General features: G+C 61.0%; 12 protein-coding genes. 3 read left to right on the forward strand and 9 right to left on the reverse strand.

Translation table 11 applies throughout. From position 1 onward, the window contains the following. Positions 1-41 precede the first annotated feature (41 nt). Complete coding sequence (locus tag HED64_RS04190) at positions 42-908, forward strand: LysR family transcriptional regulator (protein WP_168150799.1); 867 nt, start codon at positions 42-44, stop codon at positions 906-908. 743 nt (positions 909-1,651) lie between these two features. Further along, positions 1,652-3,571, forward strand: coding sequence for a BCCT family transporter (locus HED64_RS04195; protein ID WP_210149194.1), 1,920 nt, complete (start codon positions 1,652-1,654; stop codon positions 3,569-3,571). Positions 3,572-3,669: 98 nt separating this feature from the next. On the opposite strand, the gene HED64_RS04200 is transcribed toward HED64_RS04195, so the two are convergent. Genes HED64_RS04200 through HED64_RS04240 form a run of 9 tightly spaced genes read right to left on the reverse strand, consistent with a single transcriptional unit; the run spans position 3,670 to position 12,600 of the window. Further along, a complete protein-coding gene (locus HED64_RS04200; RefSeq protein ID WP_168150801.1) occupies positions 3,670-4,359 on the reverse strand; it encodes an SDR family NAD(P)-dependent oxidoreductase in 690 nt (229 codons plus the stop codon). Next, on the reverse strand, positions 4,360-5,586 hold the full coding sequence (locus tag HED64_RS04205; protein ID WP_168150802.1) for a sialidase family protein: 1,227 nt from the start codon (positions 5,584-5,586) through the stop codon (positions 4,360-4,362). Between the two features lie 54 nt (positions 5,587-5,640). Next, on the reverse strand, positions 5,641-6,426 hold the full coding sequence (locus HED64_RS04210) for an HpcH/HpaI aldolase family protein (protein WP_168150803.1): 786 nt from the start codon (positions 6,424-6,426) through the stop codon (positions 5,641-5,643). Between the two features lie 39 nt (positions 6,427-6,465). Next, positions 6,466-7,425 (reverse strand): aldo/keto reductase, encoded by a 960-nt coding sequence (locus HED64_RS04215; RefSeq protein ID WP_168150804.1) that lies wholly within the window; start codon positions 7,423-7,425, stop codon positions 6,466-6,468. A 47-nt stretch (positions 7,426-7,472) separates the two neighbouring features. Further along, the gene (locus HED64_RS04220; protein ID WP_132360337.1) at positions 7,473-8,309 is read right to left on the reverse strand and encodes an ATP-binding cassette domain-containing protein; all 837 of its coding nucleotides are present in this window, start codon (positions 8,307-8,309) and stop codon (positions 7,473-7,475) included. After that, positions 8,302-9,162 carry an ABC transporter ATP-binding protein gene (locus tag HED64_RS04225; protein WP_168150805.1) on the reverse strand — a complete coding sequence of 287 codons (861 nt, stop codon included), beginning with the start codon at positions 9,160-9,162 and terminating at the stop codon, positions 8,302-8,304. The genes HED64_RS04220 and HED64_RS04225 overlap by 8 nt, the downstream gene beginning before the upstream one ends. 2 nt (positions 9,163-9,164) lie before the next feature. Next, positions 9,165-10,094 (reverse strand): ABC transporter permease, encoded by a 930-nt coding sequence (locus HED64_RS04230; RefSeq protein WP_425351778.1) that lies wholly within the window; start codon positions 10,092-10,094, stop codon positions 9,165-9,167. Beyond that, a complete protein-coding gene (locus HED64_RS04235) occupies positions 10,085-11,020 on the reverse strand; it encodes an ABC transporter permease (RefSeq protein ID WP_168150807.1) in 936 nt (311 codons plus the stop codon). Before HED64_RS04235 ends, HED64_RS04230 begins: the two co-directional genes overlap by 10 nt. Before the next feature lie 2 nt (positions 11,021-11,022). Next, positions 11,023-12,600, reverse strand: coding sequence for an ABC transporter substrate-binding protein (locus tag HED64_RS04240; protein ID WP_168150808.1), 1,578 nt, complete (start codon positions 12,598-12,600; stop codon positions 11,023-11,025). A 213-nt stretch (positions 12,601-12,813) separates the two neighbouring features. Here HED64_RS04240 and pdxA point away from each other — a divergent pair, with 213 nt between their 5' ends. Beyond that, complete coding sequence (pdxA, locus tag HED64_RS04245; RefSeq protein WP_245325621.1) at positions 12,814-15,081, forward strand: 4-hydroxythreonine-4-phosphate dehydrogenase PdxA; 2,268 nt, start codon at positions 12,814-12,816, stop codon at positions 15,079-15,081. The last annotated feature ends 30 nt before the right edge of the window (positions 15,082-15,111 follow it).

A 15,111-nucleotide genomic window follows, 5' to 3' on the forward strand; every position in this document is an offset into this window, starting at 1 on the left:
ATTTGCATGGATATTGTTCGCGATCGTGAAAGAATGAGGCCATGGAACTTCGACAATTGCAGTACTTCCTTGTGGTGGCGGACGAGCTTCACTTTGGCCGGGCCGCCGAACTGCTCTCGATGTCTCAACCCCCACTGACGGTGGCGGTAAAAAAGCTGGAAAAAGAACTTAACGTGCTCCTTTTTGACCGCTCGACCCGCAGCGTGAAGCTGACCGCGGCCGGGCAGATGTTCCGCGACGGACTGACGCCGGTTCTCGCCGATTTGGGTCGCGTGGTTTCCGAGGTCTCGGAGGTTAACACCGGAATCCGTGGCAAGCTGACCATCGGCTTTGTCAGCTCGGCCAGCTATACGGTCATACCCGAAGCGGTGCGTCTTTTCCGCGAACGTCGCCCGCTGGTGGAGCTGGCACTGAATCCCGTCACCACCGACGAACAGGTCGACCTGCTGGTTGAGGGTCGACTGGACATCGGTATCCTGCGCGACCCGATGCGCCTACCCGGTATGAATCTGGAACAGATCCATACCGAACCCTTGGTCCTCGTGCTGCCCGAAGCTCATCCACTGGCGGCGCTGACCAAGGTATCGGTTGACGACTTCGCAAGGGAAAAATTCATTCTCTTCCCCTATAAGCACATGAGCGGGTTCTTCTCCGTGGTTCACTCACTCTTCGATGGTCACGGACAGCCGAAGATTGTTGAGCAGGCCATCCACCAAGAGACCATTCTGGGGCTGGTCGCAGCGGGGCTGGGCATGTCGATTTTGCCCGCCTCGGTCGCCCGCTTCCAAATGCCCGGCGTTGCCTTCAGACCCATCATCTCCAACCCGCAAAGCATCTTGTACATGGCGCGCGGTTCGGCGAACCCGGCGGCAGAGGCCTTCATGGAATGCCTGCGCGAGGTGCAATAGTAGTTAACTGCTTGCCTCGGTGCTGGGCCGAAGCGGATCCGGGCAAGCCCAGATGCAAGACACGCAGCTACCGATGAATATCCTCCAAGAATCGCCAACGGGCACCGACTCTTAGGGCTTGCGATTGGGTCTGCGCCTCAGCGTTGATGCACCAACGGAGTAGCTACTCCGGTTTCCACCAACTTGGGCGCCGCGTTCCGCGCCCGACACACCCGGATGTACACCGTTCGCACATTTTCTGCCGTAGTGTTCGCCCGCAGGCTTTCGAAACGCCGCTGATTCTCCTGCCCACACCACGGAGTATCCCTTGCTGGAAACATTGCTCTGCGGATACGCTCAAGCCGTTCATCAATCGGTTTTGATGCGACGACGGCTCCCCCTGAGCAACAGGTCCGGTCCAAGTGTGCGAGCAGCACCACCAATAGCCAACAACACGCTGTGCGCCGCGCAACCACGCGCCTTACGCGACTGCCGGCTCGGGGCGTTCGGTCTCGCCGGGCGCATTGCGATAACCCTCAAATCCCCGGCTTTGACTGCTATTTCACGCGCTCCATCCCGGTTCGACGAATCTGGGCGATGGAGCCGCGATTCACGGCCCGGCTTTGACCGACAACTCGGTTTTTCACCCTTCGTGGATCCGGTGCTGATTGCGACACAAAACACGCCCTCGGCTGCACGCCCGAGACCCCCACAACCGCCTGAACCCCGGAGCCATGAGGCCCTTTCCACTAAAGTTGAATGTTATGGATTCTCCACCGTCACGTCCAAAACAAGCCACTGTAAGTACCGACGGGGCACCCGTAGCCGGGCCCCGGGAGCACGGATCAACTCCGGGTCGGCCCGGTGGCCGCGTGCGAAACGCACTGCGCCATGCCGCCAGGGAACCGGCGTTCGGCATCCACCCCGGCTTGGTTCCGGGTATCAGTGTCGAAGACACCGGAGCGAAGTTCCCCACCCGGCGCAGCGTGTTTGTCGTAGCGCTGGCCCTCACGATGGCGGTCCTCGGCTGGGCCATCCTCGCCCCGGCTAACCTCAACGAGGTCGGCACCACCATGCAGAGCTGGGTGGTCACACACTTCGGATGGCTGTTCAACGCCACCGTGGTCGCCATCGTGGGGTTCATGCTAGTGGTCGGCTTTGGCCCCACCGGCAAGATCCGCCTCGGAGCCGATGACAGCACCCCGGAGTACTCCACTCTTTCGTGGATCTCCATGCTGTTCGCCGCGGGCCTGGGCATCGGGCTGGTCTTCTACGGGCCGCTCGAACCGCTCACCCATTTCCTGTCCCCGCCTCCGTCCACGGATGCCGAGGCCGGGACCACCGCTGCGGTCCTGCCGGCCATGACCGACGCCTTCTTGCACCAGGCCACCTTCGCCTGGTGCATCTACGCCTTGGTCGGCGGCGCGCTGGCCTACGCCTCGTACCGGCGCGGGCGGCTACCGCTGATCTCCTCTTTGTTCGAGCCGGTCTTCCCCGATGGCAACAACCGAATCTTGGGCAAGATCATCGATGTCTTTGCCGTCCTGGTCACGTTGTTCGGCACAGCAACCTCGCTGGGCATCGGGGCCCTGCAGATTCGCACCGGAACTTCGATCATCACTGGCCAGGAGCTGGGCAATGGATTTGTCGTCGTGGTCATCAGCGTGCTGACCATCGTCTTCACGATCTCCGCCGTGGCGGGCATCAAGACCGGCATCCGGTTGCTGTCCAATGCCAACATGGCTCTGGTCATTGCGCTGGCGGTCTTCGCGCTGCTGGCCGGTCCAACGTTCTTCCTGCTGGACCTGCTGCCGGCCTCGCTCATCGCCTTTGTCGACAATCTGCCGGACATGCTCACCGTCTTTGCCAGCCAGGGCACGGCCCAACAGGATTACCTGACCAATTGGACTACCCTGTACTGGGCTTGGTGGATCTCGTGGTCCCCGTTTGTTGGCATGTTCATCGCCAAGATTTCCAAGGGCCGCACCCTGCGCGAATTTGTCACGGTTGTTGTCTTTGTCCCCTCTGCGATCTCCATCGGCTGGTTCACGGTCTTCGGAGGCAACGCGATCTGGATGAACATGAACGGCAAGGCCATGACCGTGGAGGGCGCCGGCGAGAACGTCATGTTCGATTTGCTGGGCAACCTTCCTTTCAGCAACGTCACGTCGATCATTTGCTTGCTGGCCATCGTGGTCTTCTTTGTCACCGCCGCCGACTCGGCCAGCAACGTCATGGGCTCGATGTCGCAGTCGGGCCGACCCGTGCCTTCGAAGTCGGTGACCATCACGTGGGCAGCGGCGCTCGGGTTGATTGCCATGTTCCTGTTGCTGGCTGGCGGCCGCAACGCCCTCTCGGGCTTGCAGTCGATCATGGTGACCTGCGCCTTGCCATTCACCATCATCCTGATCGGCGTTATGGTCTCCTGGGCCAGGGACCTGCGCAACGATCCGCTGATGATTCGACGCAGGTACGCGCAAGAGGCCATCAGGCGCGGCGTACGCATGGGCATCGATGAACACGGTGACGACTTCGTGTTCGGCACCTCGCAGGTTGCGGAGCAGGATGGCGCAGGCGCGGACTTCGAGAGCGACGATCCCGCCCTCACCGACTGGTATACGGACAACGCAACACCTCAGGCCGAGGAAGTTTCCTCGGATACGGCAGCACCCGAAAAGGTCTAGCCACGGGAACGGGCCGGCAGCGGAGACGCTGCCGGCCCGGTTCTGTCACTCGCCTAGGCGAGGCGCAATAAGGAGTGTTTGTTATGGGGCCTTGTATTTCAGCCCCGCAGTGACGCCCCTCCACAGACAGTCAGCACCTGGCCGGTAATTGACTTCCCATTTTCACCAGCGAGGAAACCAACCAGCGCGGCGACATCCTTTGGGTCCACCAACGCGCCCAACGGCGGCACTTGCGGTGGCACGCCGGCCCGGCGCGGATCGATCATCATCGGGGTATCGGTGGGACCGGGAGCCACCACGTTGCAGGTGATTGAACGCTCCGCCAATTCAATCGCCCAGCTGCGCGAGAGCCCACTCAGTGCCGATTTGGTCGCCGAATACTGGCTCTTTCCAGCCACCCCGGTCATGGTGCGACTGCCGATGAGCACCACGCGGGAACCTGGTTCCATGGACGGTGCCAACGCATTAAGCAGCACCGCCGGAGCCTGCACATGCACAGCAAACATCCCCGCCAAGTTCCCCGCCTCCAGCTCGCCCAGTGCACCGGTCTGCATAAAGCCGGCCGCGTGCACAAATACCTGCGGAGCCTCCAAGCCCAGGGCTACTTCTTCCAAGGTCTCCAGATCACCCAGATCAGATTGCACCCACTGGAAAGACGCGGAATGTGCTTCGGGGATCTCCGGTTGACGCCGGCTCAGTCCGGTGACATGGTAACCAGCACCAAGCAATTCCAGAGCGATCGCTGCCCCAATGCCGGAGCTGACACCCGTAACAAGTGCGCTTTTCATTTACTCCGTGTCCCCCTTGTAGACCCAGGACGGGTCCACCCGGACGTACTTGATGGCCTGGCGGAAGTAGGTGTAGGCCAGGTGCAGCGCCCCATCCTCACCCTGATGAATCGAGGGGTAGGAGAACTCGCGATTTAATCCTTCACGTGAGTTGTTGGACAGGCAGTAGCCGTCGCCAACTTCCAGATTGCGCCGCACCGGCCAACTGTGACCCTCATCCTCGGAAATGGCGACGGTGAGTGGTGCCCGCGGGGTACCCCAGAATGCCTTGCGTTCGTTGGGATCCCGACCGATCAGGGGCTCAAAGGCCACCGGTCCATCCACCGCCTCGTCCAGACCTTCATCATCAATCTCGTCATAGAGCGAGAGTCGGCGTTCGGTTTCTGCGGTCGCGCGGGAGTGGTTGTAGATCAGGGCCAGGCGCCCGTCATCCAATGCGGTGAATTGGATCGAGGAGTTGTTGTTTGGCAGCTCGGTGGGCACCGGCTCGGACCAGGTCACTCCAGCATCCTGCGAGCGCGACGAATAGATCGAATCCGCCCAGCGGCTGCGGTACAGAGCCAACAGCCCGCCATCTTTCAGTGGTGCAAGGTTCATATGAACACACCCGATGGATCCGGGAACCAGCTGCTCCTGCCACGTTGTGCCACCATCGGCGGAAACCATCAGGGCCGAATCATCGGCGTCCCCCACCCATTTCTCCCCGGGAACCGTGGCACAACGGAAGACAGGAACCAGGATGTTCTCCCCGACCACAACCGGTGGCTGGCGAACAAACACCCCGCCGTGCTCCGTAGCAGCAAAAAGCGTCTCGGCTTCGGAGAAGGAGCGCCCGTGATCGCGTGAAATCCGACGGCGCACCTCCGAGGTGTCCTGGTTTCCGGCATGTTGGGCCGTGTACAAAAGCCAGAGCTCTTCCCCATAGGGGAAAAGGATCGGGTTTTGTTCCGAACGGGTGGAGTCAAAGGACAGTTGCAGTGGCTCGGACCAGTGATCTGCCCATTCGCCGTTTTCCAGCTTTTCCAACGAGGAGAAGTAGATGCTGATATCAGCCACCCCTTCCTGGGTGCCACCAAACCACACACAGCCCAACCCCCCATCCCCCAGCGTCATCAGGTTCGCAGCATGCGACTGCACGGTGGGCGCCGGAAGATAGGCGTAGTTCACTTCTCCGTCCTGCTGAACAAGCCCGTCGGTGGCGATGGTGGAGAATGCTGCGGAAGTCATAAACCTTTATCCTTCGAAGAATCGGTGAGGCTGGGAGGACTGCGAAATTCTGGACTACTTGGCGTCGATCGTGGTGCGTGCCGATCGCAAATGCGCGGCAGCGGTAGCTTCCAAGTGCGTGAGATCTGAGGCGACGGTGGCAAAGGTATAACCCTCGTTCAATCGGCCGTGGGCCAGCTCGCCGCTGGCGTTGTGGATACCCGCGGCGATTCCCGCAGCCTGCGCTGCGTCGGAGACGCGCACCAAGGCAGCCTCGAATTCCTCCTTGATGGCCGGGTCGCCAGGGAACGCCGCACCAATAGCCAAGGCCAAATCGCTCGGGCCCACGTACAGTCCGTCAAGGCCCGGCACCGCCGCGATCTCTTCGACGTTGTCCAATCCGCCCGGTGTTTCAATCATGGCAAAAACCAGCGTGGTCGCGTCGGCTTCGGCCGGCACCGGTCCCACACGCAGGGCCGAGCGCATGGGCCCGTAGGAACGGATTCCGTGCGGTGGGTACTTGGCATAGCGGACGGCATCGGCCGCGTCCTGGGCATTATTGACCAGCGGAACGATGATGGCCACGGCTCCGGCATCCAGGGCCTTGCCAATGGCCGTGGCATTGTTGGCTTCCACTCGGACCACACCGGCGGCCTGGGCCGAGGCGTCGATGGCCAGCAGTCCATGCAGCATGCCGGAGTATCCGATTAGTCCGTGCTGCGCATCTAGTGCCACATAGTCGTAACCCAAACGGGCAATGCGTTCGGTTGAGACCGGTGAGTCAAGGACAACCCAGTAGCCAATGGCGCGTTCACGCTCACGGATTTTACGGGCAAATTCGGTGGCAACTGCGGAGGTCATGATGAGTTTCTCTTTCTATCGAAGCTGAGGGAACGGCTATTAGCGGTTGTACGCCGGCATGGGGCCGTGCAGGGAGGCAGACGCAGCGCTCGCGGCGTCGGCGAGTTCGGGGTCAAGTGGTCCGGCAGCAATCGCCACCAGATTGGCTTGCAGCTGCTGAACCTTTGATCCGCCGAGCAAGAGCGAGTCCACCTGACGGTGGTAAGCCAACCAGCGCAGCGAAAGCTCTATCAGGGAAATATCCGCCTCGGCGGCAATGGCCGAAAGCTTGTCGATGGCGGCAAAGAGGTCGGCGTCCCAGTAGCGCTGAGTGTACATTTCGGCCAGACGTGAATCCCCGAAGCGTCCACCGGTGGGCCGCTGCGTGAAGGAGTGCTGACCCGTGAGCAGTCCACCGCCCAGCGGGTTGTAGACCATGGTCTCCACCCCGGTAGCTGCGGCAAAGGGCAGGTACTCGGTTTCGATCCGGCGGCCAACCAAGTTGTAAAGCTGCTGGGCGACGATCGGCTGGGGTGCACCGACTGCGTGAGCCACCTGTTGAATTTGGGCGATCTGCCACGCGGCAAAGTTTGATACACCCAGGGCCAAGATCTTGCCCTCGGTATGCAGCTTGGCTACCTCGGCGAGAGTCTCTTCCAACGGCGTGCTGTAGTCCGGCTGGTGCAGGTAAAACAGGTCAAGCCTGTCGGTATTCAACCTTTTCAGCGACCCTTCCACACTGCGTCGCAGCGCCGCCGGGGATAGCAGGGCATCGTCCCCCGCATCCGCGTGCGGCATGCCTGCCTTGGAAGCCAAGAAGACTTCATCACGCTTGCCCTCGAGCAGTGTGGCCAACAATTCTTCGGTCACCCCACCAACGTAGGCATTGGCCGTGTCGATGTGCCGGATCCCGGCATCCAGTGCGGTCCGCAGGATCTGCGCGCTAGTGGCGGCATCGGCGGTATCGCCAAAGGTCATCGTTCCCAGGACCAGATTGGCCGCTGACGTTGTGGTGCTCATGTTCTTCCTTTGTGAGGTGGCGGTGAAGTGGGGTGGCGCGAGGGTTGTTAACCGGCGAGCCCGGCGAGCAGGTGGCGCGGTTTGATCCCCTGCATGCGGCTGGGATCCAGAGCCGCCCGGCGCAACGAGCGAGTGTAGTCGGCGGACGGAGAACAAAGCACCTGGCGGGTTGGCCCCGACTCAACCAACTCACCGCGGCGCATCACCACAATCTGCTCGCTGATCTCCTGGACCACACCCAGATTGTGCGAGATGAAGAGATACGAAATCCCCGTCTCCGCCTGAATCTCGGCCAACAGCTGCAGCACCTGGGCCTGCACCGAAACATCCAGCGCACTGGTAGCTTCGTCGCAGACCAGCAGCTCCGGCTTGGAAGCCAGCGCCCGGGCAATGCCGATGCGTTGGCGCTGGCCGCCGGAGAACTCGTTGGGCCGGCGGTACAGCGCACTGGCGGGAAGACCCACCCGATCCAACAGGCGTTTAGCCTCCTGGGTTCGCTCGGCGGCCGAGGCCATCTTCTGGATCTTTAATGGCTCCGTAATGATCTCCTCGGCCGTTTGGCGAGGGTCAAGGGAACCGTAGGGATCTTGGAAGACCATCTGGAATTTCTTGCGCAGCGGGCGCAGCTCGGATTCGGACAGTGTCAACAGATCGGTGCCGTCCAAATGGATGGATCCGCTGGTGGGCTTGAGCAGGCGCATGATCGATTTGGCCACGGTTGATTTGCCGCAACCCGATTCACCCACGATCGCCAGTGTCGAGCCGCGAGCCACATCAAATGACACATCATTCACCGCGCGATAGGGTCCGGTGCGGGTGGAGTACTCCACCACCAGATTCTTCACCGAGAGGAACGGGGCAGCCGTGCTGGTTGTCTCAGACATGGGATTCCTCCACTGGCATCGATTCGTCCCAGTCTCCCAGACGCGGCACTGCCGCCAGGAGCTTGCGGGTATATTCTTCGGATGGTTCTTCAACCACCTGGCGGGCGTCGCCAGATTCAACAAAACGCCCGCGCTGCATCACATGGATGGTGTCGGAGACCAATCGAGCCACCCCGATATCGTGGGTGATCATCAAGATTGCGGTGCCCCGAGTTTCTTGGATTTCCAACATCAGATCCAAAATTCCGGCTTGCACCGTGACATCCAGGGCGCTGGTGGGCTCATCGGCCACCAGCAGCTCGGGTTCACTCGCCAACGCGATGGCGATCAGGACGCGTTGCAGCATGCCACCGGAGAGCTGGTGTGGAAACTTCTTCAGTTGCTCTTCCACCAATGGAATGCGCACCTGGCCAAGCAGTTCCATGGCCTTGGCATGGATGGCTTCCTTGCCCTTGACCTTGCCGGTGATCTTGATGGCTTCGCGCAATTGCGAACCAATCGAAAGCACCGGACTCAAAGCTGTCATCGGATCCTGCGGGATCAGGGCCAGACCACGGCCGCGGAACTTTTTTATGGTTTGGTGGTCGCTCAACACGTCCTTGCCCTTGATCCGGACCGCACCCGATAGCACCGCCAGATCTCGTGGAAGCAGCTGCAACAGCGCCATGGCAGTGGTGGATTTGCCCGAACCGGATTCACCGATAATGGTGACGGTTTCGCCGCGCCCGATGCTGAAACTGACGTTATCAACCGCCTTGAAGACTCCGTTGTCGGTCATCAATTCGACGCTGAGATTCTTGACCTCAAGCACCGCGGTATACGGCGGCGCTTCGTTGTGGGTAAGGGTGCTCATGTTCAGGCTTCCTTCCGGTTCTTGCGGCGGGGACGACCATCACGCAGGGCATCTCCGAGGAGGTTGACGCCGACCACCAGAGCCACGATGACTAGGCCGGGCAGGGTCACCATCCACCAGGAGGTGGTGATGTAGTCCTGACCGTCGGAGATCAGTCGGCCCCAGGTGGCGAAGGGACGCTGCGGTCCGGCACCCAGGAAGGAGAGCGCGCTTTCGAGCAGTACGGCCTGGGCCAACAACAGCAGGATCACCAGGCTCGCCTGCTTGAAGACGTTGGGGATTACGTGCTTGATGAGGATGGAGATCTTGTGCAGACCCAGGGTCTTGGCGGCATCCACATAGGGCTTTTCGCGTTCCACCAACACCAGGGAGCGGGTCAGCCGAGCGACCTCAGGCCATTGCGCTATGGCGATGACACCGGTGATCACCGGGATGGATGGGCCAAAGAGGGCTACGACCAGCAGGAGCATCATCAGCAGCGGCAGCGACATCTGGGCTTCTAAGACGCGAGAGATCAGCACATCTGCCCAGCGTCCGTAGAAGCCGGCGATCGATCCGAGGATCACACCGATGGCGCCGGAGACCACCACGGCCAACACACCGATCATCAGCGAGGTCTGCCCACCGAACAAAATTCGCGAGAGCAGATCGCGGCCCAATTGGTCGGTGCCGAAGAGATAACCGTCGCTCAGCGGCGGCAGGCGCCGTGCGCCCAAGTTCTGAGCGTTTGGATCGGCCAGCGGCAAGAAGTTGGCCAGCACGATCGGTAGGAAAACCAAGAGGGTCAGGATGGCACCTGCCCAGAGCTTGATTTTTGCGGAGCGTGCGCGCCTAGCCGAAGCCGAAGCCTTGAGCGCCTTCGCGGTCACCGCCGAGGGTGCGCTGGATGTTGCAGGTGCCTGAGTGATGTGCGTTGCGGTGCTCATACCGATGCCGCCTTTCCGAGTCGAACGCGGGGATCAAGCAAGGGGTAAGCCAGGTCAATGAGCAGCTGAACCGCGACGGCCAGCAGAGCGGTAATGAGCACCGTAGCCTGGATCAGCGGGTAGTCCCGGGTTTCCAAGGCTCGGACAATCAACGAGCCAACCCCCGGCCAACCGAAAACGACTTCCACCACGACCACACCGTTGAGCATCGCGGCAAAGCGTGTACCCAGGGCGGTGAATACTGGGATGCCGGCGTTGCCCAGGGCGTAACGCCAGGTCAGCAAGCGTTCAGAGACACCGCGGGAGCGGGCGATGGTGAGATAGGGAGAATTGAAGTTGTTGACCATTTCCCGGCGCACCATGCGCGAGATTAATGCGACCTGCAGAATCGCCACCGTAATGGTGGGCAGGACCAACCCACCCCAGGTTGTGAAGCCGGAAGCGGGGAAGATCGGCAGGACCACCGAGAAGGCGGTCAGTAGCATGATGCCGGTCCAGAAGTCGGGCATGGACTGCCCGGCAACTGTCAGTACATTGACTCCGACCTCGCCACCGGTGTCGGCACGGCGGGCCATCCACATGCCCAGCGGGATCGCGACCAGCGCGGCCAGCAGGATCGAGGAAGTGGCCAGGGTCAGCGTGTACGGCAGGCGTTCCATGACCACGGTCATCGCGGGAGCCTGGAAGGAGTAAGAGGTGCCGAGATTGCCGGTGAAAAGTTGGCCAATGAAGATCAGGTATTGCTGGAAGATCGGGGCGTCGAGGCCGAATTGTTCGCGTACCGCGGCCAACTCTTCGCTGGTGGCCAGCGGGCCGGCGAAGGCCGCAGCGGGGTCACCGGGTGCGAGGCGGATGAGCAGGAAGACCACCGAGACCGTCAAGAAGACGGTCAGCAGTCCCTGGCCCAGTCGTTTGGGGAGATAGGTGAGCATTCTCAGGCTTCCAATCCGATGTGGGACAACGGGTATGAGTTGGCCGCTGACAGAGAGAGTGTCTGGACCCGGTTGCGCCGGGCCAGGATCGATTTGGGCACAAAGGCCCAAGCACAGGGCCAGGTGTCCCAGGCTCCCTGTTGGGCATCCTTGAGGTATACCTCGCGTTTGGCCTCATCAACTTCCGCTGCGGCAAGACCGATCTTCGCGGCAACCGCCTTATTGACGTAGCCCTGGTAGGTGTCGCGGGTCTTTTCCTTTTCCGGGGTTCCGGCATACATGCCCTGCAGCATGGTGATGGCCAATCCGGTGGGGCTGGAGAAGCCGTTTCCGAGCAAATCCCAGTCGCCTTCTTTGCCCTGTCGCCATTGCAGGATGTTTCCGCCGGGTTCAAATTGCTGCAACTCGGTGCGCACGCCGATGTCCCAGAACATTTGCACCAACGCCTCCATGATGGCGGTATCGGAGGGGAACTCTCCGGTTTCCCAAATGATCTTGAGTTTTAGGTCGCTGACACCCAAATCTTTGAGCAGTGACTTGGCCTTGGCCGGGTCATAAACAAAGTCACCGGTCTTGGCGTGGCCAAAGAGGCTGGCGGGCGTGACGCCTTGAGCCTGTTCGACAGAATCGATCAGCACGTCATGCACCAGCGCTTGGCCATCAATGGCAAAGGATAACGCCTCGCGGACCCGCACATCGCTGAGCGGGTGGGAGGAAGGCTTGCGGAAATTGTAGAAGATCTGATTCATACGCAGAGAGGACGCCGTCTCGATGGTGACACCCGGCAGACCGCTGAGTTGTTCCATGGAGTTTGGGGAGATCGAGTCGATGACGTCGACCTCACCGCTGCGCAGAGCGATCACGCGGGAGGATTCTTCGGGTAGGAAGCGCACATTCACGCGCTGGACGGCCGGGGCCGTTCCCCAATACGTTTCGTTGCGCAGCAGCTGGTAGGTGCCAGCGCCGCGGTTAAAGGATTCAACGGTATAGGGACCGGTGCCGACACCGGTCTGCAGCTCTTCAGGCTTGTTATCCGCCGCCGGAGTGATCAAGATCAGCGCCATGAGGGCGTCAAGGATGGGGATCGGTGCCTTGGAGTCAAGATAGAAGCTGCGTTCGTCCAGGGCGGTGATCCTCGGGAATTCTGGGAAGAAGCCTGCAACAAAGGAACCTTGGACCTCGCGGTACATTTGCAGCGCGGTGGAAACGTCTTTGATTTCTACCGGTCGACCGTCGGAGTAAGTGACCCCCTTGCGCAGTGTGGCCTTCCAGCGCGTCGGAGAAAGCATCACAAAGGATTCGGCCAGCATGGGGATAGGAGTGATCTCCGGCCCGATGGCCGTCAAGCCTTCACGCACCGCGCGCTGTACCGTGACTGCCGCATCAAATTGATTCAGCTTGTTATCCAGCGAGACAAGCGAACGGTTCAGTGCCAGGGTCAGGGTGTCTTCACCGGGCAGGCCGGTGGGACCTGCGCAGGCGCTGGCGCTTAATCCGATCCCCGCGAAGAGTCCTGCCGCTCCGGCAAGTCGCAGCAATTGCCGACGCGACATGTCGTGGCCAGGGAATGATGCGGTCATGATTGACCTCTCGATTCGTCGTATTGGAGCATCGTTGACCCAACCCATTGGGGCACCTTGCTCTCCTGAGCATTTGTAACTCAGGTCACTCTGTCACGATTGCGCGTAATGCGCAATACCAATAGCGCGTTTCGCGCAACTGTGTCATGATGAAGACATCAGTCGAAGGTCCATGGCCTTCTTAGACCCCACCTAGGAGGTGAAAATTCAGCCATGCAGCCAATCGCTAGTGATCCACCGACAACAGCAATGTCCCCGGAGAACCAACAAGTACTTATCTTGGCCGATGACTTCACCGGTGCCTGCGAGGTGGCCCTGCCCTGGAAATCACTCGGATACGGTGCGGCGATCACACTAGATGCCAGCGCGGTCCGCACCACGCGGGTTCATATCATCGACACCGATACCCGCGGATTACCTTCCACGCAGGCCGCAACCATCACACGTTCGATATTGGCTTCACATGTGCCCACGGGACTGCTGATCAAAAAGATCGATTCTCTCTGGCGCGGCAATATTCCTGCCGAGCTTTTGGCGCTGGTCAAGTCGGGTTATCGTTTGGTCATTGCCGGGGCACTGCCGCACCTTCACCGTTCGGTCAGGGACGGTGCACTGCTAATTCAGGGCATCCCTCTGGCGGCGACGGACGCGTGGAACATCGAAACGGCGGCGCCGCCTGTGCTCGTCAGTGATCTACTTGTTGGTCTTTCCACTAGGCACCTCCCAATGCCCGGCACCAACGACCAGCAGTGGGAAACACAATTGGACGCGGGCCTCAACAACGCCCAGGTCATCATCATTGACTGCGAAACCGAGTCGGATCTGGCCACGATCGCCTCCTCTTGTCTCCAGCGCCTGCCATCGGCATCCACTCCCATTGCACTGGTGGGCACCGGTGCGCTGAACGCAGCGATCGCCACGGCGTATGCCGCCCTCTTCGTTCCCGATGCCAACGAGAGCGAGAAGACGATATCAAAGTCAACCTCAGTACCTGCCCGCGGGCAGCACCAACTCTTCGCAGTGGTCGGTTCCGCCTCCGGCCGCAGCGGAGAACAACTTGCCCATGCTCGCAAGGCCGGACTAAGGGTCAGGGAAAATGCATCTGATCTAGCGGCCGAACTGCTGGATGGAAACCCCGCCATTCTCGCGGCCCCCGCGACGCCGGGCGATCCCGCGGCGACTCTCACCACGCTGCGTCACAACGCTGCCCTGCTCCTGGAAGACCAGCCGTCCGCGGATCTTTTCCTCACCGGTGGTGAAACCGCCAGGGCCATCCTTGATGACCAGAACATCGACATCCTGTATCCCCTGCTTCAACTCGAACCCGGTGTAGTCATCTGCCGCACCCCGGCGGGGCGACTCGTCGGCACCAAACCCGGCACCTTCGGCAGCACCGGCATCCTGACCCAATCCCTGAAAACTCTGCGCGAACTGCGCACCACCACACCCCAGGAGCACGATCCCATGACCAAAACATTGCAGGACACCCGCCCCTACATCGCCGTGACCATGGGCGACGGCGCCGGGGTTGGCCCCGAGGTGACCGTCGGAGCTCTCATCGATGAACGTGCCTACGCCACCAGCCGTCCGGTGGTTATCGGGGATGCCTATCGGCTGCGTCTGGGCGCCACTGCACTCGGCGCCACGGTGGAGATCGTGGAAATCGAGGCGATCTCCGAGGCCATCTTCATCCCGGGACGCATCAATGTCATCGACCCGCATCTGCTGTCCCCCGACCTGCCCTGGGGCAAGGAATCGGCGGAGGCGGGAAACGCCGCTTACCACTACATCCGTATTGCCTGCGAGCTGGGCATGAAGGGTGAGGTGCAGGGCATCTGTACCGCACCGCTAAACAAGGCGGCGCTGCACAGCGCTGGGCACATCTACCCCGGCCACACCGAACTGCTGGCCCACTTCATGGGCATCGAGGAGGTCTCCATGATGCTCTCCACCCCCAAGGTCAAGGTCATCCACGTGACCACCCACATCGGGCTCATTGACGCCATCAACAAGATCGAACCGGGGCTAGTGGAGCGCACGGTGCGCCGCGGGCACGACGCATTGGTCCGGGCCGGAAATGCCAACCCCAAGATCGGTGTGTGCGCCATCAATCCGCACGCCGGAGAAAACGGTCTCTTTGGGTACGGCGAAGAGGAAACCAAGATCATTCCCGCGCTGGAAAAATTGCGTGCCGACGGTATCAATGCGGTAGGTCCGCTTCCTGCAGACACCGCGTTCTTCCTCGCCGGGCGCGGGGACTACGATTTGATTGTGGCGATGTACCACGATCAGGGCCACGGACCGGTGAAGGTTTTGGGCATCGAGGCCGGAGTGAATATCACCGTGGGACTACCGGTGATCCGGACCTCGGTTGACCATGGCACCGCCTTCGACATCGCCGGCACCGGCGTGGTGGAGGTTGGCAGCATGATTGAGGCACTGACGCAGGCGGTCAATCTGGCCTCGGTTCCAGCACTCTGATTGCTTCACCGATACACTCGGCGAAGAGCA

Source organism: Paeniglutamicibacter terrestris (genome assembly GCF_012271785.1).
GTDB lineage: Bacteria > Actinomycetota > Actinomycetes > Actinomycetales > Micrococcaceae > Paeniglutamicibacter > Paeniglutamicibacter terrestris.

Coding starts and splice junctions, on each gene's coding strand:
- HED64_RS04190 (WP_168150799.1), top strand. CDS start 42: ATGGAACTTCGACAATTGCAGTACTTCCTTGTGGTGGCGGACGAGCTT.
- HED64_RS04195 (WP_210149194.1), top strand. CDS start 1,652: ATGGATTCTCCACCGTCACGTCCAAAACAAGCCACTGTAAGTACCGAC.
- HED64_RS04200 (WP_168150801.1), bottom strand. CDS start 4,359: ATGAAAAGCGCACTTGTTACGGGTGTCAGCTCCGGCATTGGGGCAGCG.
- HED64_RS04205 (WP_168150802.1), bottom strand. CDS start 5,586: ATGACTTCCGCAGCATTCTCCACCATCGCCACCGACGGGCTTGTTCAG.
- HED64_RS04210 (WP_168150803.1), bottom strand. CDS start 6,426: ATGACCTCCGCAGTTGCCACCGAATTTGCCCGTAAAATCCGTGAGCGT.
- HED64_RS04215 (WP_168150804.1), bottom strand. CDS start 7,425: ATGAGCACCACAACGTCAGCGGCCAATCTGGTCCTGGGAACGATGACC.
- HED64_RS04220 (WP_132360337.1), bottom strand. CDS start 8,309: ATGTCTGAGACAACCAGCACGGCTGCCCCGTTCCTCTCGGTGAAGAAT.
- HED64_RS04225 (WP_168150805.1), bottom strand. CDS start 9,162: ATGAGCACCCTTACCCACAACGAAGCGCCGCCGTATACCGCGGTGCTT.
- HED64_RS04235 (WP_168150807.1), bottom strand. CDS start 11,020: ATGCTCACCTATCTCCCCAAACGACTGGGCCAGGGACTGCTGACCGTC.
- HED64_RS04240 (WP_168150808.1), bottom strand. CDS start 12,600: ATGACCGCATCATTCCCTGGCCACGACATGTCGCGTCGGCAATTGCTG.
- pdxA (WP_245325621.1), top strand. CDS start 12,814: ATGCAGCCAATCGCTAGTGATCCACCGACAACAGCAATGTCCCCGGAG.